This window comes from Rathayibacter sp. VKM Ac-2762 (assembly GCF_009866585.1).
Taxonomy (GTDB): Bacteria; Actinomycetota; Actinomycetes; order Actinomycetales; family Microbacteriaceae; genus Rathayibacter.
In genome coordinates this window covers 1972555-1993222 of the sequence record NZ_CP047419.1, presented here as the reverse complement: position 1 = coordinate 1993222, position 20668 = coordinate 1972555, and the positions used below count along the sequence as shown (strand labels likewise).

The window sequence follows — 20668 nt, the reverse complement described above, 5'->3', positions numbered from 1 at the left end:
GGACGGCCGGGCAGCACAGCGCAGGGAAGCGCGCGTCCCCACACACCCGGAGGAGTACCGATGAGTACCCAGGAGAGCGCGAAGGCGATCCTCGAGCACGTCGGCGGCGCCGCCAACGTGGCGAAGCTGCAGCACTGCTCGACCCGTCTGCGGTTCGCGCTGGCGGACGACGCGAAGGCCGACGTCGAGGCGCTGAAGGCGGTGCCCGGCGTGATCGGCGTCGTCACCGGCCCGCAGACGCAGGTCATCGTCGGCAGCGGCGTCAGCGAGATGTACGCGGCGGTCGAGAAGCTGCGCGGCGGCACCACCACGTCGACGGCGCAGGCGAAGCAGCCGCGGTCCCTCAAGCGCCTCGGCGCGACGATCATGGACTTCGTGGTCAGCGTGTTCACGCCGATCATCCCGGCCATCGCGGGCGCCGGCATCTTCAAGTCGTTCCTCGTCCTCGCCTCGGCGCTGGGCTGGCTCGACCCGGCCTCCGACAACTTCAAGCTGCTGTCCGCCATCCCGGACGCGGTGTTCGGCTTCCTGCCGCTGCTCGTCGCCTACACGAGCGCGAAGAAGCTCGACGTGAACCGGCCGCTCGCGCTCGGGCTCGTCGGCGTCCTGGTCTTCCCGGCGTTCACGACGCTGCTCAACCAGGAGGGCGGCGTCGCGCTCTTCGGCATCCCGGTGCCGGTCATCGCCTACAACGCCCAGGTGTTCCCGGCGATCCTGGCCGTGCTGCTGCTCTCGGTCGTCGAGCGCTTCTTCACGAAGCACTCGTGGGGCCCGATCCGCACGTTCTACGTGCCGCTGATGTGCCTGGTGATCGTCGCTCCGGCCACGATCTTCCTGCTCGGACCCCTCGGCTACTGGCTCGGCTCGATGCTCACCGGCGCGATGATCGGCCTCTACGGCGCGCTCGGCTGGGTGGCCGTCGCGCTGCTGGCCGGCGTGCTCCCGCTGATCATCTCGGTCGGCATGCACAAGGCGTTCATCCCGCCGACCATCGCGACGATGGCCAGCGCGGGCAAGGACACCTTCTACCTCGCCTCCTCGCTCGCCCACAACGCGGCGGAGGCGGGCTCCAGCCTCGCGATCGCCCTGCGCACCAAGAGCGCGACCCTCCGCGCCACCGCCTTCTCGGGCGGCCTCTCGGCCCTCTTCGGGATCACCGAGCCGGCGCTCTACGGCGTCACGCTGCAGAACAAGCGCGCCCTGGTCTCCGTCATCACGGGCAGCGTCGTCGGAGGCGCCTACATCGGCGCCACGCAGGTCGCCGCGTTCGCGCTGGTCAGCCCCGGCGTCGCCAGCATCTCGATGTTCATCGACGGGCTGAACCCCTGGAACCTGCTCAACGCCGTGATCGGCCTGCTGATCTCGGTCGCCGTCTCGTTCGTCGTCTCCTTCGTCATCTGGCGCGACGACGCCTCCGCCAGCGTCCAGGCGCTCGGCGACGTGGCGGCCGACGCCGGGAGCCCGCTCGCGCTGCAGGCGCCGCTCACCGGCTCCGTCATCCCCCTCTCGGAGGTGCCGGACCCGGTGTTCTCGGCCGGCGTGCTCGGCGAGGGGCTGGCGATCCGCCCCACCGACGGAGCCGTCCGGGCGCCGTTCGCGGGCGAGGTCATCGCACTGCTGTCCTCCCGCCACGCCGTGGGGCTGCGCCGCGCGGACGGCGTCGAGGTGCTCATCCACGTCGGCATCGACACGGTGCAGCTGGACGGCGCGCCGTTCGAGGCGCACGTCGCGGTCGGCGACCGGGTCGAGGCCGGGCAGCTGCTCCTCACCGCCGACCTGGCCGCGATCACCGCGGCCGGCTACGACACCACGACCCCGGTGCTCGTGACCAACTCCGCCGAGTACACCGTGCTCGTCGAGGCCGCCGAGCGGATCACCGCCGGCGACCGGATCATGACCGTGACGCAGAAAGAGAAGGAGCTCGCCGATGGCGCTTCCTGACGGATTCCGATGGGGCGGCGCCCTCGCCGCCAACCAGGTCGAGGGCGCGTGGCGCGAGGGCGGGCGCGGCCCGGCGGTCAGCGACGTCGCCTCCTACAAGCCGAAGGCGGACCCGAAGGAGTACGCGATCCACCACCGCAACACGGTGGAGAGCATCACGGCGGCGATGTCCGACGACGACACCGAGTACTACCCCAAGCGCCGCGGCATCGACTTCTACCACCGCTACCCCGGCGACCTCGCGCTGTTCGCCGAGATGGGCTTCACCACCCTCCGCGTCTCGATCGCCTGGACCCGCCTCTACCCGACGGGGGAGGAGGCGGAGCCGCTCGAGGAGGGCATCGCCTACTACCTCGCCCTCTTCACCGAGATGCGGCGCCTCGGGATCGAGCCGCTGGTCACGCTCTCGCACTACGACCCGCCGCTCGCCCTCGCGCTGAAGCACAACGGCTGGGTCGACCGCCGCACGATCGGGCTGTTCGAGCGCTTCGCCCGCACCTGCTTCGAGCGCTTCGGCCACCTCGTCGACATGTGGCTGACCTTCAACGAGATCGACGGCATCATCCGCCACCCGTTCACCTCGGGCGGGATCATCGAGGAGACCGTCGAGGGCAGCGTGGAGCAGGCCTGCTACACGGCCCTGCACCACCAGTTCGTCGCCTCCGCCTCGGTCACGAGGACGCTGAAGGAGCTGTGGCCCGAGTCGCGGATGGGCTGCATGCTCACGATGCTGACCACCTACCCCAACACCTGCCACCCCGACGACGTCGCGGCGACGCAGGCGAAGGAGCGGATGCTCTACCTCTGCACCGACGTCCAGGCGGGCGGCGCCTACCCGCGCCTGGCGCTGCGGGCGCTCGAGAGCCGCGGGGTCGAGATCCCGTTCGAGTCGGGCGACGCCGAGCTGCTGCGCGAGCACCCGGTCGACTTCATCTCGTTCAGCTACTACATGTCGATGACGGAGTCCGTGCGCCCCGACGCCGAGCGCACCCCCGGCAACACGGTCCTCGGCGTCAAGAACCCGTTCCTCGAGTCGAGCGAGTGGGGCTGGCAGATCGACCCCGTCGGGCTGCGGATCTCGCTGATCGACCTCTACGACCGCTACGGCAAGCCGCTGTTCATCGTCGAGAACGGGCTCGGGATGCGCGACGAGCTGACCGAGGACGGCCGGGTCCACGACCCGTACCGGATCGACTACTTCCGCGCGCACTTCGAGCAGATGATCCAGGCGGTGGACGAGGGCGTGGAGCTGCTCGGCTACGTGAGCTGGGCGCCGATCGACCTGATCAGCGCCTCCAGCTCGCAGATCTCGAAGCGCTACGGGTTCGTGTACGTCGACATGGACGACCTCGGCCATGGCAGCACCGAGCGCTACCGGAAGGACTCGTTCTTCTGGTACCAGAAGGTCATCGCCTCGAACGGCGCGGATCTGGGATGATCCTCCTCTGCCCGGAGGCGCCGTCCGGCTCTCCGGGCAGAGGCCCCGCCACCCCCACCCCAGCCCTGACGCGGCCGTCGACGGAGACACGCATGCAGACCATCAAGAAGGTGCTCAACTCGAGCGTCGTCCTCGTCGTCGACGAGCGCGGCGTCGAGCGCGTGCTCCTGGGCAGGGGGATCGGCTTCGGAGCGAAGGCCGGCGAGGCGATCGAGCCCTCGAGCGTCGACCAGGTGTTCGTGGCGCTGGACGACTCGGATCAGCGCAACCTCGTCGAGCTCCTGGCGCAGATCCCGCCGGAGTTCGTCGAGCTCACCCGCGCGGTCGTCGCCGACGCGGAGGAGCAGGGGCTGAAGCTCGACCCGCACGTGTACCTCGCGCTCACCGACCACCTGCACTTCGCGGTGGAGCGGCAGCGGCGCGGGCTCTCGGTCGCCAACCGGCTGGCCTGGGAGATGCGGACGGTCTACCCCGTGCAGTACGCGGTGGGGGAGCGGGCGGTCGAGCGGATGCGCGAGCGCCTGGACGTGGAGCTGCCCGCCGACGAGGCCGCGAACGTCGCGTTCCACCTCGCCAACGCGGAGCTCGGCAAGGTCGGGATCGACTCGCTCCGGATCGTGCAGCTCATCCGCTCGGTGACCGCGATCATCCAGCACTCCAGCGGAGCCGCGCTCGACCGCGACGACCTCCGCTCCGCCCGCTTCGTGGCGCACCTGCAGTACTTCGCCGAGCGCTTCTTCTCGGGCGGCCTGCTCGAGAGCGAGGACGACTTCCTCTTCACCAGCCTCAGCGCCCGCTACCCGCGCGCGATCGCCTCCGCCGAGCGCGTGCGCTCCTTCGTGGCGGCCGAGTACCAGGCCGCCCTGCCCAACGAGGAGGTCGCCTTCCTGGCCCTCCACATCGCGCGCGCCGCTCCGGAGTAGCGCGCTGACCCCGGAGAACCGCATGCACCGCACCACCCCCGCCCGCCCGACGACGCCCGCGAGCGCGCGCCCGTGAGCGGCACGATCCACCTCGTCCGCCACGCCGAGACCCTCTTCAACGTCGCCGGCCAGCTGCAGGGCTGGTGCGACTCGCCGCTGACCGAGCGCGGCGAGCGCCAGGCGGCGGCCCTCGGCGAGCGGATGCGCGAGGTGCCGCTCGTCGCGGCGTTCACGAGCGACCTCACCCGCACCCGCACCACGGCGGCGGCGGCGCTCGCCGGGCACCCGTCGCTCGAGGCCGAGCCGATGGTCGAGCTCCGCGAGTGGCACTTCGGCGCCTTCGAGGGGCAGCCGAACGCCTCGCTCTGGGAGCCGGTGTTCGCCGATCACGGCTACTCCTACGTGCCCTCCTCCGCCGACTGGCCGCGGATGACCGACGCCGGGCTCGACTCGGTGCTCGACGCGATCCACCGCCACGACCCCTCCGGCCGGGCCGACAGCGGTGCCACCGTGCGCGCCCGCGTGGAGGCCGCGATCGCGCGGTTCGTGCCGGCGGCCGAGCACGGGGACGTGCTGGTCGTGACGCACGGAGCGGTGCTCGGGAGCATCCTCCGCGCGCTCGACCCCGCGCACCGGCCGCAGCGGGGCTACCCGAACTGCGCGGTGGTGACGGTGACGGACGGCGTCATCGGCGAGGTCGACGGGAGCTGCGCGACGGCCTGACCCCGCCCCGGGCCCGGCCGTCACTTCAGCGGGTCGTTGCCCCAGTTCATCAGGGAGTAGCGCCACTTCGTCTCGGTGACATCGCCCGAGGGACGCTGCTTCGCGTGCCGGTGCACGTAGCCGACGACCTTCGTCATGTGGGCGTAGTCGTCGTCGCTCAGGTCGGCCTGCTTCGTGCCGAGCAGCTCGACGATGCGGCGCCCGCTCTCGTGGCCGACGGACTCGCCGCCGCCCTCCGGCTTCTGGCCGACCTCCTTCGACTCGTCGGTGCCGAGCCACTCCTCGAGCTCCTTCGCGGTCATGTTCACGGCGTCGTGGAACTCGTCGCGGGTCGTCCGCTTCTCGTCGTCGGTGGGCATCGCGGGGCTCCTCGGGTCGGTCGGTGACCTCCAGCGGAGCGTGTCGGTGGGGGAGAGGTCAAGCCCCGTGCGCGGTTCCAGGGCGCGCGTAGCGTCGGAGGAGTCCGCACCAGCCGACCACCGCCGGCGTCCGCCGCCGGCAGAGAAGAGGCCCACATGCCCTCCCGCAACACCCTCGTCCGCAGTCTCCACGACCTCGGAGCCGCCGCCTGGTTCGGCGGCTCGCTCATGGGCGCCGTCGGCCTTAACGGCGCCGCGTCCACCTCGTCCGACCCGGCGGAGCGCCTCCGCCTCTCCTCGAACGGCTGGGCCCGCTGGACCCCTGTGCAGCTCGCCGCGATCGCCGCCCACGGCGTCGGCGGCATCGGACTCGTCCTCGCCAACAAGACCCGCCTGGCCAACCAGCAGGAGAGCCGCACGAACACCGTCGTCAAGACCGTCGTGACCGGGCTCGCCGGTGCCGCCTCGGTGATCGCCGCGGTCGCCGGAGCGACGCAGGCCAAGCACGCCGACGAGGGCGCCCCCGGCGTGACCGAGGCGTCGGAGCACAACTCGCAGGAGCTGACCACGGCCCTCCGCGTGCAGAAGGTCACCCAGTGGGCCATCCCCGTGCTGACCGCCGTCATCATCGTCCTCGGCGCCCAGCAGGGCGAGCAGCAGCGCCCCGTGAAGGGCCTCTTCGAGACCACGGCGCGGATGTTCCGCAAGTAGTCCCCGCGCTCGCGCGCAGAACGTCGGCCGAGAGTGCCCGCCGTACCCCGAGGGTGGAGGCGGCTGCTCTCGGCCGACGTTCTGCGTGCGGGGTCCGGCTAGCGGCGCGAGGGCCGGCGGCGGACGGTCAGCGCGAGGGCTCCCGCTTGCGAACACGTCGCCTGGTCGGCGTCGGAGCCCTCGGTCCCCTTTTCGACCGTCTCCGGGAACACGCGCCCACCGATCGCTGCCTCTCGATCAGGCGCTACGCTCCGGCATCCCGCTGCTCCTTCTCGGACGTCAGAGCGTCGATCCCGTTCTCGTGCCCGACACAGCTGGCGACCGTGTCCGGATCGATGCCCAGCGCGTAGCGGACCTCTTGTCCGGCGCTCTGCTGTTCAGTCGTGGCCTCAGGGAACGTCGAGTAATAGGCGTCACTGAAATCGGCCGAGTTGGCCATCGTGTTGAGAGTGGCCATCTCGGCGATGTAGGAGCCGCGGATCGTCGCGATCTGCTCGGAGACATCGCTCGGCCAGTGGTAGTACGAGTCGTCCAGGAGCGTGAGTGTCCGTCTTGTCAGATCGAGCCGAGCAGACGCAGCGGCGTGCACGCCGGAAGGGTCCGGGTCGCCACCGTTCAGAAGCTCGTCCTCGCCGGATGAGAAGGCGTCGCTCAGATTCTTGATCGCGATGTTGTTGGGGCAGACGAGATCGAGATAACGGGACGCCGCTTGTGCGGTGTCGAGCTCGACGAACGCAGGTGTCGCGGGCGCCGCAGGTGCAGGGGTCGTCGACTCGGCCGGAGCTGCTGCGGGCGCGGAAGCCGTGCAGGCAGTCAGGAGGAGCATTGCCGCACTGAGAGCTGCAGGGAAAAGGGCTTTACGCACGGCGGCTACTCCGGGGTCGCCGAGCAGAGCGCCGACGCGAAGGCCCCGGTGCTGGTCTGCTCGGCGATGACCTCGCCGTCGAGGGTGATTCGGCAGCTGATCTCGCCTTCGTCATCGATGCCGTTCGAGGCGGTCAGCGTGAAGCTCTGGAAGGTGAAGTCGCCTCCGGTCTGGACTTGCAGCTCCTTCGTGAAGGGGAGCGCCTGACCGGTGGCCTGCTCGGAGCCGGAGGTTCCTCCGTCGTAGGTCGACCAAGTGATGGAGGCCGCGGTAGCCGAGCCGGTGACCTCATAGACGAGCGTCCGCGGCACGGCAGCGGCCTCGGAGCTCTCGGCCTGCGCGGTGGCGATCGCGTTCGAGACGCCGCTCGCGAATCCGGCCGTGTAGACGATGGCGAGAATGATCGAGAGGACAAGCGCGATCACGTTGAGGACGGTGCCGGCGATGGCCGTGCCGCGAGAGCGGCCCTTGAGGAAGAGGCCGATGATGCCGAGGACGAGTCCGATGAAGGCGAGGAAGCCCGAGGCGTAGTTGACGATCGGGATAAGAGCGCCGATGAGCGCGAGGATTCCGATGATGAGGGAGGCGAGGCCCAGCCCGTTGCCGGTCTTCTTCGGAGCGGAGGGGGCGGAGCCGGGGAATACGGCGGGGTTGAACTCGGTCATCTGCGGAGTATGTCAGAGGCTGACAGGCAGCTGAGAATCCAGAGAGCGGTATTGCTTAGAGATGCCGTCCCGCCTGTGTTGACCCGCTATCTCTACATAGGTAGCGTCATCCGTGTGCAGCCACTCCCTCGCCTCACGTCCGCCACCGCGGACGTCCTCCGGACCCTCCTCGACGCCGACGGCCCGACCTGGGGCATGGTCGTGATCAAGGCCACCGGGCGACCGGCGGGCAGCGTCTATCCGATCCTGGAGCGGCTCGAGGGAGCGGGCTGGGTGGTCTCGGAGTGGGAGGCCGCGAGCGTGCGGAGCGGCCCGCGTCGCCGGCTCTACGAGCTGACCGCGGAGGGCGCCCCGGCAGCCCGGGCCGCCGTCGAGCGGATGCGGTCGACCGCGCGGACGGCGCCGCGAGCGGCGGAGGCGACCGCATGAGCGCGCTCCTGCGGCTCCTGTCGCTGCTCCTGCCCCCGCTCGCCCGGGAGCGCTACCTCGAGGAGTGGCGGGCCGACCTGGCCGGGGCCGCCGAGCTGGGACTGCCCCGGCGCGGCGTCGTCCTCGGAGCGCTCGCCCTGCTGGTGAGCGTCGACCGCGACCTGCCCGCGCACACCGGCGAAGCGCGGGGCACGCTCCCGCGCCGCCTCGCCCGCCGCGGACTCGCGCTCTTCGCCGCGGCCGCGCTGATGCTGAGCGGCATCGCGCTGACCGGCGGCGGGATCGTCCCCGAGCCGGGTGCCGCCTCCGACACCGCCCTGGCCGCCGTCGGCGCCGTGCAGACCGCGGTGCTCGTCGCCGCCGTCGCGGTCGCGGTCCTCGGCGCGATCCACCTCCTCGGCGCCGCGGCGTCGGCCCGCACGGTGCTCGCGCGGATCTCCCTGGTCGCGGCCGTCGTCGGCCCGGTGCTCACCGCGGCCGGACTCCTCCTCCCCGGACCCCTCGCCCTCGTCGGCCTGCCCGTCTCCCTCGCCGGACTCGTCTGCGGCGCGATCGTCCTCGGCGGCTCGCGGACCATCGCCCTCGCACCGCGGACGGCGACTCGCGCTCAGCGCCTCCCCGTCGCCCTCGCGGGCCTCGCGCTCGTGGCGGGCGTCACGGTGGTGGGCGCCGTCGATCTGCTGGTCTGGAATCCGCAGGCGAAGGTCCCCGGCGTGGCCCTGGCGGAGATCTACGCGACCATGTCCGAGCGCGACGGCTTCGAGTTCGGCTCCCACGCGATCTGGGTCACCGGCTGGGCCGCGTTCTGGACGGCCGCCGCGATCGTCGTGACGGCCGGCGCCCTCGTCGGCCGGAGGTCGCCGCTCACTCCGCGGCGGATCGCGGTGCTCATGCTCGCCTTGGTCGCCGGCGCCGTCGTCTTCCGCTTCTTCGCCGGGTTCGGCTTCGGGATGTCGGTCGCCGACACCTTCGTCACGTCCGGCGGCGACGGCTCCCTGGTCTCGGCGATCCTGCCGCCGCTCGGACAGCTCGCGCTCGCCGGCGCCGCGATCGCGGTGGGCTGGGCGCCCCGGATCGCCCGGCCGACGGCGGCCTCCGCGGCCTGATCGTGCTCGTGCCGGCGGAGACTTTCCCCCGGGCGGCTCGGAATCCGCGAGATCGGGGCGGCCTGCCGACGTACCTCCCTTCGTGGTGAACACGAACGGCCCGTTCCGGCGCGGCTGAGCGCCCGCCGACCTACTCCAGCCGCCGCAGGAAGCGGGCCGGCTGGTCGAGGAAGCCGCGCCAGGTCCGCACCAGGTCGAGGTCGTCGTAGCGGCAGGGGCGCAGGCCCGTCTCGTCGAGCTCGTAGAGGTCGGCTCCGGGGAGGGCCGCGAGGATCGGCGAGTGCGTGGAGAGGACGACCTGCGAGCCGCCGGCGACCAGGTCGCGCAGCTGCCCGATCAGGGCGAGGCAGCCCGACACCGAGAGGGCCGACTCCGGCTCGTCGAGGAGCCACAGCCCGCTGATCCGGGAGCGGTTCGCCACGATGTCGAGGAACGACTCGCCGTGGCTCCGCTCGTGGTACCCGCCGTCGATCCCCACCTCCTCCAGGTAGCTGAAGAAGCCGTGCATCGTCTCGGCGCGGAGGAAGAAGCCGCGCTTGGACGCCCCGGCCCCGCGGACCAGCTGGAGGTGCTCGGCCAGGTCCGACTCCGAGGCGCGGGAGGAGTGCATCGCACCCGTGGATCCGCCCTCCGCGTTCAGCCCGTAGGCGAGGGCGACCGCCTCGAGCAGCGTCGACTTGCCCGAGCCGTTCTCGCCGGTGATCACCGTCACCTGGCCGAGATCCCAGCCCTCGGCCAGCACCTGCCGCACGGGCGCGAGCGTCGCGGGCCAGCGCGCGAGGTCGGCGGGGTGCTCGGGTCGGGCCTGCACGCGGCGCACCGGGAGGGTCGAGAACACCCGATCAGTCAAGCAGGTCGACGCTCCAGCCGGCCTCGGCCAGCGCGCGGGCCGTGTCGGCGCGGGGGGAGTAGGGGAGGTCGTCGGCGCCGACCACGCGGTAGTCGGTGTCGCCGGGGCCGACCCAGAGGACGGAGTCGGACGGGCCGGCCCGGTGCAGCGCGGCGCGGACGGCGTCGGCCGGCTCCGCTATCTCGAGCACCTCGCAGCGCTCGACGCGGCGGGCGCCGTCGACCAGGGCGCGACGGATCCGCGCCGGGTCCTCGAAGCGCGGGTGGTGGTCGGTGACGATCACCAGGTCGGCGCGCTCGGCGGCGGCCCGGCCCATCGGCGCGCGCTTGCTCGGGTCGCGGTCGCCGTCGGCGCCGAGGAGGACGAGCACGCGGCCGGGCGTCACCTCGCGGAGGGCGTCGACGGTGCGCGCGACCGAGTCGGGCGTGTGCGAGAAGTCGAGGAAGACCCGCGGCCCGTCGGCGCCGGACACGAGCAGCGTCCGCCCGGGCACGGTGACGTCGATCCCGGAGCCGACCGCCGCGGCCACCCGGTCGCGCGCGTGGCCCGCCTCGATCAGCATCACCAGCGCGAGGGCCGCGTTCGAGGCCATGTGGCGGCCGAGGAGCGGGACGGAGGTGGTCGTCGACCAGCCGTCGCGGGCGGTGAGCCGGAAGCGGGTGCGGTCGACCGCGGTCTCGAGCACGTCGATCCGCCAGTCGGCTCCGTCCCCGGCGGAGAGCGTCACGACCGGGACGGAGGCCTCGCGGGCGACCCGGCGCCCCGCCTCGGTGTCGACGACCACGACGCCGCGCCGGCTCCGCTCGGGCGTGAACAGGCGTTGCTTGGCGCGGAGGTACTCGTCCAGGTCGCCGAAGTCGTCGAGGTGGTCGTGGCTGAGGTTGGTGAACCCGGCGACGTCGAGCACGATCCCCTCCATCCGGGAGCGCACGAGCGCCTGAGCGCTGACCTCGATCGCCGCCGCCTCGACGCCGTCCTCCGCCATCCGGGCGAGGAGCGCGTGCAGCTCGGAGGCCTCGGGCGTGGTGAGGCGGCTGGCGACCACGTGGTCGGCGCTGCGGCGCTCGGCGGTGGAGCTCAGCCCCGAGACGACGCCCAGCTGCCGGAGCACCGCGTCGAGGAGGTGCACGGTGCTGGTCTTGCCGTTGGTGCCGGTCACGCCGAGGAGCACCGGTCCGCTCCTCGTGCCGTACACCTGCGCGGCGACCGGGCCGAGGGCGGTGCGGGGGTCGTCGCTGAGGAGGACGGGCAGTCCGGAGGCGCGCGCCTCGTCGAGCCCGCCCGCGTCGGTGAGCACGGCGACCGCTCCTGCCGCCGCCGCATCGGCCGCGAACCGGGCCCCGTGGCTCCTCCTCCCGGGGAGCGCGGCGAAGAGGGCGCCGGGGCCCGCTTCGGTGTGCGCGACGGTCACCGCGGTGATGCGGACGTCGGAGCCGTCGCCGTGGAGGCGGAGCCGATCGCTCGCGAGGTCGGCGAGCGCGACACCGGCGGCGTGGAGCGGTTCGAGGAGCCGGAACACCGGCATGCGGGCCTCCTGCGGGGCGGGCGGGGCGGCGTCGCCGAGGGCCCGCGGGCGCCGCCGGGCGACCGGAGGGGGAGGGCCAAGGGGCCCAGACCCCAGCTTGCGCGCCGCTCCCCCCGATCGGGGAGGCCCTTGCCACCGCCCGCCCGGGCCGCTACCCGCCTCCGCCTACTGCCGCGAGAACGCCTCCTGGTACAGCGCCGCGAGCTCGGGGGAGCTCTCGCCGCTGAGGCCGCAGGTCAGGATCGTGTCGCCGTCGGCCGCGACCAGGTAGTCGACCCCGGTCTCGAACACGATCGGGGCCCCATCCACCGCAGTGTCCCTGCCCTGGGTGACCGTGACGCCGTCGCCGACCTCGCCCGCGTAGCGCTCGAGCACGTGCAGGGTGACGGTGCTCCCGTCGATCGAGCGGACCTCGGCCCGGAACGCGAGCTGAGCAGGGGCCAGCGCGGCGGCCGTCACCGGCGAGCACGCCGCCATCGGCCCGCCCGTGCTCGGCAGGATCAGCGTCGAGGTGCTGCCCCCGCCCACGCCGAGCGCGAAGGGCAGCAGGAGGGAGGCGGCGGCCCCGGCGCTCAGCGCGCCGACTCCCACGATCAGCCAGGGGGAGCGGCGGCGGGAGTGCACCGTCCGCGTGCCCTCGCCCGTCGCGGCGGCGATCTGCTCGGCGAGCTCGTCGCGGTCGAGCGCAGGGAGGCTCCGCGCGGGGTCGACCGTGCGGAGGAGGCGGCGGACGTCCTCGTCGTCGGTTCCGGTCATCGGAGTCCCCCTTCGGGCGCGTGCGGGTCGGTGGAGTCGTAGAGCTCGGCGAAGCGGCGCCGCGCGCGGTGCAGGCGGATCGAGACGGCGTTCGCCGTGACTCCGAGGACCGCGGCGATCCCGCGGACGTCGAGCTCCTCCCACGCCCAGAGGCGCAGCAGCTCGGCGTCCTGCTCGCGCATCCGGGCGAGCACGAGGCGCACGGTCTCCTCCACGCCCGACGCCTCGCCCTCGTCGATCTGCACCTGCGGCGGATCGACGACCGCGATCCGCTGGGCGAGCATGACCTGGCGGCGCTGCATCCGCCGGGCGTTCTGCAGCTGGAGCCGAGCGACGCCGATCGCCCACGGCACCGGGTCGTCCTCGGGCACGTCGGCGCTGCGGCGCCAGAGCACCGAGAGCGTCGCGGCGAGCACGTCGTCGGCGGTGGCGGAGTCGGTGCGCCGCCAGAGGTAGCGGCGGACGGGATCGGCGACCGCGGCGGCGACCGCGGCGAACCGGTCGGGACCCGCGAGGGGAGCTGGCATGTGCCTCATGCTCCCTCCTGTCCGGGATCGGCGCACATCTTTCACCGGCGCGCCGGGCGGGACTCCGCGCTCTCCCAGCAGCGCGGGAGCGCGGGTCGGCGCTCAACGCCGCGAGGCGCCGACGAACTCCAGCCAGCCGGCCACGAACGGCTCGATGTCGTCCACCTCGTCCAGCGCGAGAGCGTCCAGATCGACTCCGCGGCACTCCAGCGTGAGGACGTGCCCGCGCACCCACGCGGCCGCGCGCACCGCGCCGGCTCCCTCCCACACCTCGAAGGGCTCCGGAGCCCCGTCGACCGGGATCTCCGCGATCCGCGTGGGAGCGGGCAGCGCCTCCGGCTGCACGAACGAGACGGGCGCCTCCTCCCGGCAGCAGAGCAGCGCGACGTCGTGCCGCGGATCGCCGAGGGTCGTGCGGATCTCGACGGAGGGCCCCGGCCCGCCCGGGACCGCCTCGTCGGCGAGGAACGAGAGCCCCCGGGGGCCGCCCGTCAGCGTCCACTCCGCCAGCAGCCGCGGACCGCTCCAGCCCGAGACCGCCCAGAGCGGGAGGTCGCCGAACGACCCGCGGATCCGCGCGACCCGCTCGGCGAGGTGCGCGGAGAACTCCTCCTCGCCGAGCCGCCGCGCTCCATCCATGGCCCGATCGTAGGTCGGGTGCCGCGGCACGGCCAGACCCCTCGCTACTGTGAACGTCGACCCCCGCCTCCCTTCCCCGCCGAGGAGCCCCATGCCCATCTGGACCCTGCACGGAGACGGCCGCACCGTCGAGCCCGGCGCCGTCGTCGCCCCCGGCGAGCGGCTCGCCTGGCCGGCCACGATCGCCATCGGAATCCAGCACGTCGTCGCCATGTTCGGAGCGACGTTCCTCGTGCCCGTGCTCACCGGGTTCCCGGTCGCCACGACCCTGCTCTTCTCCGGAGTCGGGACGCTGCTGTTCCTCCTGATCACGCGCAACCGGCTCCCCAGCTACCTCGGCTCGAGCTTCGCGTTCATCGCGCCCGTCACGGCCGCGACCGCCGTCGGAGGGACGGGGTCGGCGCTCGCCGGAGTCGTCGCCGTGGGCCTCCTCCTGGCCGCCGTCGGCGTCCTCGTGCAGGTCGTCGGCCTCGGCTGGATCGACAGGCTGATGCCGCCGGTCGTCGCCGGCGCGATCGTGGCCCTGATCGGGTTCAACCTGGCTCCGACCGCGTACCTCAGCTTCAAGCAGGCGCCGATCACCGGGACGATCACGCTCGCCGCGATCATCCTGTCGAGCGTGTTCCTCCGCGGCTTCCTCGGCCGCGTCTCGATCTTCCTCGGCGTGGTCATCGGCTACGTCGTCGCCCTGCTGCGGAACGAGATCGACTACTCCGCGGTCGGTGCGGCCGACTGGTTCGGCCTGCCGCCGTTCACCCTCCCCGACTTCGCCTCCGGATCCACGTGGTCGGGCATCGCGATGTTCCTGCCGGTCGTGCTCGTCCTCATCGCCGAGAACGTCGGACACGTCCGCGGCGTCGCGACGATGACCGACGCCTCCGCCAACGCCAGCACCGGCCGGGCCCTGATCGCGGACGGTGTGGCGACCACCCTCTCCGGCGCCTTCGGCGGCTCCGGCACCACGACCTACGGCGAGAACATCGGAGTGATGGCGGCCACCCGCGTGTACTCGACGGCCGCCTACTGGGTCGCCGGCGTCACCGCGATACTGCTCAGCCTCTCGCCCAAGGTCGGCGCCGTCTTCAACTCGATCCCGGCCGGAGTCCTGGGCGGCGCCACCACCGCGCTCTACGGCCTGATCGGCGTGATCGGCATCAAGATCTGGATCGACAACCGCGTCGACTTCTCGCGCCCGGTCAACCAGTACACCGCCGCGGTCTCCCTCGTGATCGCGATCGCCGGCTTCTCGTTCTCCTCCGGCGGCTTCGAGCTCGGCGGCATCGTCCTCGGCGCCGGCGCCGCCCTCGTGATCTACCACCTGGGCAACGCCATCGCCCGCTGGCGCCGCACCGGCGCCGACGACGGCGGCCCCCTCCCCGCCATCGGCCAGCTCGGCGGCGACCCGCAGGACAGCTGACCGCGGCCTGCTCCGGCCTGCCGCTCCCGAGACGCCGCCGTGCCGTCCGGACGCCGCCCTCCGGCGGACGTCCCGGCGCGCGCGGCGGCGTCTCGGGCGCCCGCCGGAGCCGTCCCGGCGCGCGCACCGCAGCACTGCCTCCGCTTACCACGTTCGGGGCAGTCCGCAACCCGGTGCGCTCCCAGGCGGCTCCCGCCTAACGTCGAGCGTGACGACCGCAGCAGCGGAACGCCGCACACCGAGTGAGACAGCAAGGAGCACCACCGTGCCGCAGATCATCGAGACCGTCGACGTCAACGTCCCCGTGTCCGTCGCCTACAACCAGTGGACCCAGTTCGAGGAGTTCCCGCGCTTCCTCGACGAGGTCGAGTCGATCCAGCAGGTCACCGACACCCTCACCGTCTGGAAGGTGAAGGTCGGCCCCGTCGAGCGCGAGTTCGAGGCGAACATCACCGAGCAGCACCCCGACGAGCGCGTCGCGTGGAACAGCACCGGCGGCGAGACCGACCACGCCGGCGTCGTCACCTTCCACAAGCTCTCCGACACCGAGACCCGCGTCACCGTGCAGCTCGACTGGGAGCCGAAGGGCTTCCTCGAGACGCTCGGCTCGCTCGTCGGCGCCGGCAGCCACGCTGTGAAGAAGGACCTGAACAACTTCAAGGAGTACATCGAGAAGCAGGGCACCCCCGACGGTGCCTGGCGCGGCGACGTCGAGGCCTGAGCCGTGACCGACGCAGCCACCTCGTCCGAGGGCGAGAAGAAGGCGAACGGTCTCGGCGACGACGAGACCATCCCGCACTCCGAGGACGGGCTGGCGGTGGGGGTCTCCGGAGACTCGCACTTCAACCCCGAGGAGGACGCTCCCGAGGAGCCCTCCGAGAGCTGACGCTCTCCTCCGGGGAGCCCGACCGCTCTCCTCCGCGAGATGCCACTTGTGCACATGACACGCCGCGAGGCGTGCGCACAGGTGGCATCTCGCAGTTGAAGGCTCAGCGCCAGGCCCGGGTGTACTGCGGGGGCACCGGCAGGTCCGCGCCGAGCTCGTGCGCCATCCGCACCGGAGCGTTCGGGTCGCGCAGCAGCTCGCGGGCGAGCAGCACGACGTCGGCGTCGCCGTTCGCGACCACGCCCTCCGCCTGCTCCGCCGTGGTGATGAGTCCCACGGCGCCGACCAGCGCACCGGTCGCCTTCCGCAGGTCGCGCGCGAACGGCACCTGGTAGAGCGGCGCCACCGGGATGCTGGCGTGCACGAGTCCGCCGGTCGACACGTCGAAGAGGTCCACGCCCTCGGCGCGCGCCCACTCCGAGACGGTGATCGTCTCCTCCAGCGTCCAGCCGCCCTCGGCCCAGTCGGTCGCGGAGAAGCGGACGAGCAGCACGAGCTCCCCGATCTCGGCGCGGACCGCGCGGACGACCTCGAGCAGCAGGCGCGCCCGGTTCTCGAGCGAGCCGCCGTAGGAGTCCTCGCGGGTGTTCGAGAGCGGCGACAGGAACTGGTGGAGCAGGTACCCGTGCGCGGCGTGCAGCTCGATCACGTCGAAGCCGGCGTCCGCGGCGCGGCGGGCGGAGGCGCGGAACGCCTCGACGAGGCCGGGCAGCTCCTCCGCGGCCAGCTCGCGCGGCTCCGCGTAGCCCTCGAACGCGACGGCCGAGGGAGCGACGGTCGGCCAGCCGCCGTCCTCCAGCGGCACGGATCCGCGTCCGCTCCACTCGCGGTAGGTCGACGCCTTCCGGCCCGCGTGGGCGAGCTGCACGCCCGCGAGCGCGCCCTGTCCGTGCATGAAGTCGACGATCGGAGCCCAGGCGTCGCGCTGCTCGTCGTTCCACAGCCCCGTGTCCCAGGGGCTGATCCGCCCCTCGGGGACGACGGCGGTGGCCTCCGCGATGACGACGCCCGATCCGCCGCGCGCGAGCCCGCCGAGGTGCACGAGGTGCCACGAGGTGGGCACGCCGTCCTGCGCCTCCACCGAGTACTGGCACATCGGTGCCGCCCAGAGGCGGTTGCGCGCGGTCCTCGAGCGGAGCGTCAGCGGCTGGAGCAAGGCGGTGTCGGTCATGTCTCTCCTGTCGTGCTTCTCCGCGGAACGCCGCTTCGGTAGGCGATACGCCGGTGAGGGCGCACGCCGGCGGCATCTCGCGGAGGGGGTCACGTGCTCCAACCGGGAGGAGAGCCCGGCTATGCCCGGATCAGCGCGGCCAGGTCGCCCCGGGCGCGTCCTGCCAGACGGTGCTCGGCGGAGCGAGCGACTCCAGCTCCTCGAACAGCGCGTCGGGGATCTCGAGCGCGTCGTCGGCCACGAAGGAGTCGTAGTGCTCGGCGGAGGTGGCGCCGACGACCGTCGTCGTCACGCGGGGGTCGCGCGTCGAGAACTGCAGCGCGGCGGCGGCGAGCGGCACGCCCGCCCGGTCGCAGGCCGCTCCCATCGCCGCGACGGCGTCGACGATCTCGCGCGGCGCCGGCCGGTAGGCGTAGGAGGCGACCGGCTCCGGCCAGCGCGCGAGGGCGCCTCCGCCGTAGACCGCCGCGTTGACGACGATCACGCCGCGGTCGACGGACGCGTCGATCAGCTCCTCGGAGGAGCGGTCGACGAGCGTGAAGCGGTTGTGGGTGATCACGGCGTCGAACAGGCCGGTGTCGACGTAGTGGCGCAGCATCGGCGCGGGTCCGCCCGAGATCCCGATCGAGAGGGCGACGCCCGCCTCCTTCATCGCGACGAGCGCGCGGACCGAGCCGTCCTCGGCGAAGGCCTCGTCGTACGAGATGCGCTCCGGGTCGTGCAGGTAGAGCAGGGGGAGGACGTCCATACCGAGGCGCTCGCGGCTCTCGTCGAGGCTGCGGCGCATCCGCTCGGCCGAGTAGCTGCCGGTGCTCGGGTCGCGGTCGAGCTTGGTGACCACGGTGATCCCCTCGGGGACGCCGCCGCGGGCCTGCAGGGCCTCGCCGATCAGGCGCTCGCTGTGGCCGCCGGCGTACTCGTTGGACGTGTCGACGACGGAGACGGCGCGGGTGGCGGCGTCGGAGTCGAGGACGCGCTCGAGGGCAGGCACCCGGTCGAGGTCGGCGACGCGCTCGGGCCGCCAGGAGGTGCCGAGGGTCAGCCGGGTGACGGTGGCGCCGGACGGGCCGAAGGGCCGGAGGCGGGAGGACTGCGGAGTCATCCGCTCAGCCTGGCAGCGCCGGGGTCCTCCCCGCATCCCGCGGAGGATGAACGGTCAGTGGACGAGAGGGCTCTGCCCGACGACGCCGAAGCCCAGGAGCGTCGTCGCGAGCGTCCCGGCGGAGAGGTGGGCGATCCGGAGGACGGTGTCGGAGCGGCGCGGCGCGGCCGCCTCCGAGGTCGACGAGGTGTCGTGCTCGACGGGATCCCTCCGCGGGGCCTTCCGCGGGGCGCGATGACCGGGCGGCGGACCGGCCCGAGGCCGCCCTCACGGCGGGACGCGGGCCGGTGGTGCGGCCTAGGCTCGGCGCGTGACCGTCGATACCGCCGCCGCCGCCGACTCCTCCGCCCGCTCCGCCGTGCTCGACGCTCTCGCCACTCCGGCGCTGGTGCTCGACGAGGCGGTGCTCGACCGCGACATCGCCGCCGTCGCCGCGGCTTCCCGCGAGCGGGGCCTGGCGCTCCGCCCCCACGCGAAGACGCACAAGTCGCTCGAGATCGCCCGGCGCCAGCTCGCCGCGGGGGCCGTCGGCCTCACCGTCGCGACCGTCTCGGAGGCCGAGGTCTTCGCCGCGGGAGGGATCCGCGACCTCTTCATCGCCTACCCGCTCTGGGTCGACGCCGAGCGCGCCGGGCGGCTCCGCCACGTCCTCGCGAGCGCCCGTGTGCGGGTCGGCGTCGACTCGGCGGAGTCGGCCGAGCGCCTGGCCGCGGCCCTGCCCGAGCGCGAGGGGCTCGAGGTCGTCGTCGAGATCGACTCCGGCCACCACCGCAGCGGCGTGCTCCCCGCCGAAGCCGGCGCGATCGCCGCGGCCGCCGTCTCCGCCGGGCTCGACGTCGCCGGCGTCTTCACCTTCCCCGGCCACAGCTACGCGGCCGGCAACGGAGCGGCGGCCGCCCGCGACGAGGCGCGCGCGCTCGCCGAGTCGGTCGCGTCGCTCGCGGCGTCCGGAGTCGAGGCCCGCGTGGTCAGCGGAGGCTCGACCCCCTCGGCCGCGTTCGCCGACTCCTCGGTGCTCACGGAGCTGCGCCCCGGAGTCTCGGCCCTCGGCGACGCCCAGCAGTGGGAGATCGGCACGATGGCGCCCGAGGACATCGCCGTCACCGTCCTCGCCACGATCGTGTCCCGCCGCGGCGACCACCTGATCGCCGACGCGGGCAGCAAGGTGCTCTCCTCCGACCGCGGCGCGGCCTCGAGCGGCTTCGGCCGCCTCCCGGAGCACCCGGAGGCGCGCATCCCGGTGCTCTCGGAGCACCATGCGACGATCACCGGAGTCGACCTCCCGGTGGGGACACGGGTGCGGATCGCGCCGAACCACGTCTGCGTCGCGGTGAACCTGGCCGACGAGTACCGCGTCCTCCTCCGCGACGGCGGCGGTTCCGTCTGGCCCGTCGACGCCCGCGGGCGGAACAGCTAGGCGATCCGCGAGCGCGGGATCCGCAGGCCGAGCAGCGCGCTCGCCGCCAGCAGCACGAAGGCGGAGGCGAAGGCCGCGGTCGGCGATGCGGCGTCGGCGAGAGCGCCCGCGAGCAGCGGCCCGATCACGCCGCCCAGGTCGGACGCGGCCTGGAACACCGAGACCGGCTTGCCGCCGCGCTCGCCCGCCGCGTCGCCGACCAGCGCGCCCGGGGCCGTGCCCATGAAGGCGGCCGCCGCTCCGTAGACGCAGAGCAGCACGACGAGCAGCCACAGCTCCGAGACGAACGGCATCGCCAGCATCGCCACCGCCGCGACGGAGAACCCGCCGATGAGCGCCGGGCGCCGGCCGACCGTGTCGACGAAGCGGCCGGCGGGCGCGAGCGCGATCGTCTGCACCACCGCGGCGATCGCGAACGCGATGCCGGTCCAGGCGGGCTGCCCGCCGAGCCCCTCGACGACGAGCACGGGGACGAGCGTCGCGCGGACTCCCATCGCCGACCAGCCGAGGGCGAAGTTCGCCAGCACCGCGCTCTGGTACCGGCGGTCGCGGGCGACCTCGCGCAGGGGCTTCGTCCTCGCCGCGGCGGACGGTGCCGCGTCGCGCTCCGGCCGCTGCAGCAGGATCAGCCCGACGAGCCCCGCGATCGCGAGCGTGCCGGCGTAGAAGAAGAAGGGGGCGGTGAGCGAGATCGCCGTGAGCACGCCGCCCACCGCGGGGCCCGCCATGCCGCCGAGCAGGAAGCCGCCCTGGTAGAAGCCGATCGAGCGGCCGCGCCGCTCCGGGCTCGCGGTGCGCAGGAGGAGCGTCATCGCCGCGACGGAGAACATCGCGGAGCCGATGCCGCCGACTCCGCGCAGCAGGAGGAGGTGCGGGTAGTCGGAGGCGAAGCCGACCAGCGCCGAGGAGAGCGCGACGATGCCGATGCCGACGGCGAGCACGACCCGCTCGCCGAACCGGTCGACGAGCGGCCCCACGAACGGATTCGCGACCAGCCGCATCAGCGCGAACGCCGAGACGACCGCGCCGACCGCCGTGTAGTCGACGCCGAAGCTGCGCACGTAGGTCGGCAGCACCGGCACGACGACGCCGAACCCCAGCATCACGAAGAAGGCGACGACCCCCAGCACGAGCACGTCCCGCGGCAGTCGCTCGCTGTCTCGGGAACGCCACGGGAATCGCACCTGTCGACGCTACCCCTTCTCGAGGGCCCGGCCC

The 20668-nt window shown here is 73.1% G+C and carries 22 protein-coding genes; 11 read left to right on the top strand and 11 right to left on the bottom strand.

The window, feature by feature from the left end:
• Positions 1-60 precede the first annotated feature (60 nt).
• The 4 genes from GTU71_RS09445 to GTU71_RS09430 all read left to right on the top strand — a co-directional run bounded on the left by GTU71_RS09445 (position 61) and on the right by GTU71_RS09430 (position 5025).
• The gene (locus tag GTU71_RS09445) at positions 61-1941 is read left to right on the top strand and encodes a beta-glucoside-specific PTS transporter subunit IIABC (RefSeq protein ID WP_159939748.1); all 1881 of its coding nucleotides are present in this window, start codon (positions 61-63) and stop codon (positions 1939-1941) included.
• Positions 1928-3379 (top strand): family 1 glycosylhydrolase, encoded by a 1452-nt coding sequence (locus GTU71_RS09440; protein WP_159939747.1) that lies wholly within the window; start codon positions 1928-1930, stop codon positions 3377-3379. Before GTU71_RS09445 ends, GTU71_RS09440 begins: the two co-directional genes overlap by 14 nt.
• Before the next feature lie 92 nt (positions 3380-3471).
• Positions 3472-4302, top strand: coding sequence for a PRD domain-containing protein (locus GTU71_RS09435; RefSeq protein ID WP_104225973.1), 831 nt, complete (start codon positions 3472-3474; stop codon positions 4300-4302).
• Between the two features lie 72 nt (positions 4303-4374).
• Positions 4375-5025, top strand: a complete 651-nt coding sequence (locus GTU71_RS09430; RefSeq protein WP_159939746.1) for a histidine phosphatase family protein — start codon at positions 4375-4377, stop codon at positions 5023-5025.
• Positions 5026-5045: 20 nt separating this feature from the next.
• Here the strand turns inward: GTU71_RS09430 and GTU71_RS09425 are convergent, their stop codons facing one another.
• Positions 5046-5384 carry a DUF3140 domain-containing protein gene (locus GTU71_RS09425; RefSeq protein ID WP_104282476.1) on the bottom strand — a complete coding sequence of 113 codons (339 nt, stop codon included), beginning with the start codon at positions 5382-5384 and terminating at the stop codon, positions 5046-5048.
• Between the two features lie 156 nt (positions 5385-5540).
• Between GTU71_RS09425 and GTU71_RS09420 the strand changes: the two genes are divergently transcribed.
• Complete coding sequence (locus tag GTU71_RS09420; protein ID WP_104225963.1) at positions 5541-6095, top strand: hypothetical protein; 555 nt, start codon at positions 5541-5543, stop codon at positions 6093-6095.
• Positions 6096-6339: 244 nt separating this feature from the next.
• Here GTU71_RS09420 and GTU71_RS09415 read toward each other — a convergent pair whose 3' ends face one another.
• Complete coding sequence (locus GTU71_RS09415) at positions 6340-6921, bottom strand: hypothetical protein (protein ID WP_159939745.1); 582 nt, start codon at positions 6919-6921, stop codon at positions 6340-6342.
• A 44-nt stretch (positions 6922-6965) separates the two neighbouring features.
• Positions 6966-7625 (bottom strand): MmpS family transport accessory protein, encoded by a 660-nt coding sequence (locus GTU71_RS09410; RefSeq protein WP_104233472.1) that lies wholly within the window; start codon positions 7623-7625, stop codon positions 6966-6968.
• 114 nt (positions 7626-7739) lie between these two features.
• Between GTU71_RS09410 and GTU71_RS09405 the strand changes: the two genes are divergently transcribed.
• Positions 7740-8054 carry a helix-turn-helix transcriptional regulator gene (locus GTU71_RS09405; RefSeq protein ID WP_244230517.1) on the top strand — a complete coding sequence of 105 codons (315 nt, stop codon included), beginning with the start codon at positions 7740-7742 and terminating at the stop codon, positions 8052-8054.
• Positions 8051-9160: a hypothetical protein gene (locus tag GTU71_RS09400; protein ID WP_159939744.1), complete on the top strand. Its 1110-nt coding sequence runs from the start codon at positions 8051-8053 to the stop codon at positions 9158-9160. Before GTU71_RS09405 ends, GTU71_RS09400 begins: the two co-directional genes overlap by 4 nt.
• 130 nt (positions 9161-9290) lie before the next feature.
• Here GTU71_RS09400 and GTU71_RS09395 read toward each other — a convergent pair whose 3' ends face one another.
• The 5 genes from GTU71_RS09395 to GTU71_RS09375 form a co-directional block, all read right to left on the bottom strand.
• The gene (locus GTU71_RS09395) at positions 9291-9998 is read right to left on the bottom strand and encodes an AAA family ATPase (RefSeq protein ID WP_104268547.1); all 708 of its coding nucleotides are present in this window, start codon (positions 9996-9998) and stop codon (positions 9291-9293) included.
• Positions 9999-10002: 4 nt separating this feature from the next.
• Positions 10003-11535: a UDP-N-acetylmuramoyl-L-alanyl-D-glutamate--2,6-diaminopimelate ligase gene (locus GTU71_RS09390; RefSeq protein WP_104323588.1), complete on the bottom strand. Its 1533-nt coding sequence runs from the start codon at positions 11533-11535 to the stop codon at positions 10003-10005.
• Between the two features lie 165 nt (positions 11536-11700).
• Positions 11701-12291 carry a hypothetical protein gene (locus GTU71_RS09385; RefSeq protein WP_104346126.1) on the bottom strand — a complete coding sequence of 197 codons (591 nt, stop codon included), beginning with the start codon at positions 12289-12291 and terminating at the stop codon, positions 11701-11703.
• The gene (locus GTU71_RS09380; RefSeq protein ID WP_159939743.1) at positions 12288-12818 is read right to left on the bottom strand and encodes a sigma-70 family RNA polymerase sigma factor; all 531 of its coding nucleotides are present in this window, start codon (positions 12816-12818) and stop codon (positions 12288-12290) included. The genes GTU71_RS09385 and GTU71_RS09380 overlap by 4 nt, the downstream gene beginning before the upstream one ends.
• 102 nt (positions 12819-12920) lie before the next feature.
• Positions 12921-13457 carry a hypothetical protein gene (locus tag GTU71_RS09375; protein ID WP_104225957.1) on the bottom strand — a complete coding sequence of 179 codons (537 nt, stop codon included), beginning with the start codon at positions 13455-13457 and terminating at the stop codon, positions 12921-12923.
• A 91-nt stretch (positions 13458-13548) separates the two neighbouring features.
• Between GTU71_RS09375 and GTU71_RS09370 the strand changes: the two genes are divergently transcribed.
• From GTU71_RS09370 to GTU71_RS16210, 3 genes are all read left to right on the top strand, one after another.
• Positions 13549-14874 carry a solute carrier family 23 protein gene (locus GTU71_RS09370; RefSeq protein WP_159939742.1) on the top strand — a complete coding sequence of 442 codons (1326 nt, stop codon included), beginning with the start codon at positions 13549-13551 and terminating at the stop codon, positions 14872-14874.
• 265 nt (positions 14875-15139) lie between these two features.
• Positions 15140-15595: an SRPBCC family protein gene (locus GTU71_RS09365; RefSeq protein ID WP_104224157.1), complete on the top strand. Its 456-nt coding sequence runs from the start codon at positions 15140-15142 to the stop codon at positions 15593-15595.
• 3 nt (positions 15596-15598) lie between these two features.
• Complete coding sequence (locus GTU71_RS16210) at positions 15599-15760, top strand: hypothetical protein (RefSeq protein ID WP_167299017.1); 162 nt, start codon at positions 15599-15601, stop codon at positions 15758-15760.
• 103 nt (positions 15761-15863) lie between these two features.
• Here GTU71_RS16210 and GTU71_RS09360 read toward each other — a convergent pair whose 3' ends face one another.
• Together GTU71_RS09360 and GTU71_RS09355 are read right to left on the bottom strand one after the other, a co-directional pair.
• On the bottom strand, positions 15864-16931 hold the full coding sequence (locus GTU71_RS09360; protein ID WP_159939741.1) for an NADH:flavin oxidoreductase/NADH oxidase: 1068 nt from the start codon (positions 16929-16931) through the stop codon (positions 15864-15866).
• A gap of 130 nt (positions 16932-17061) precedes the next feature.
• Positions 17062-18033, bottom strand: coding sequence for an aldo/keto reductase (locus GTU71_RS09355; protein WP_159939740.1), 972 nt, complete (start codon positions 18031-18033; stop codon positions 17062-17064).
• Positions 18034-18343: 310 nt separating this feature from the next.
• Here GTU71_RS09355 and GTU71_RS09350 point away from each other — a divergent pair, with 310 nt between their 5' ends.
• Positions 18344-19450 (top strand): alanine racemase, encoded by a 1107-nt coding sequence (locus tag GTU71_RS09350; RefSeq protein WP_244230516.1) that lies wholly within the window; start codon positions 18344-18346, stop codon positions 19448-19450.
• On the opposite strand, the gene GTU71_RS09345 is transcribed toward GTU71_RS09350, so the two are convergent.
• Positions 19447-20634, bottom strand: a complete 1188-nt coding sequence (locus tag GTU71_RS09345; protein ID WP_244229579.1) for an MFS transporter — start codon at positions 20632-20634, stop codon at positions 19447-19449. The two genes, GTU71_RS09350 and GTU71_RS09345, sit on opposite strands and share 4 nt — an antisense overlap.
• Positions 20635-20668: the final 34 nt, after the last annotated feature.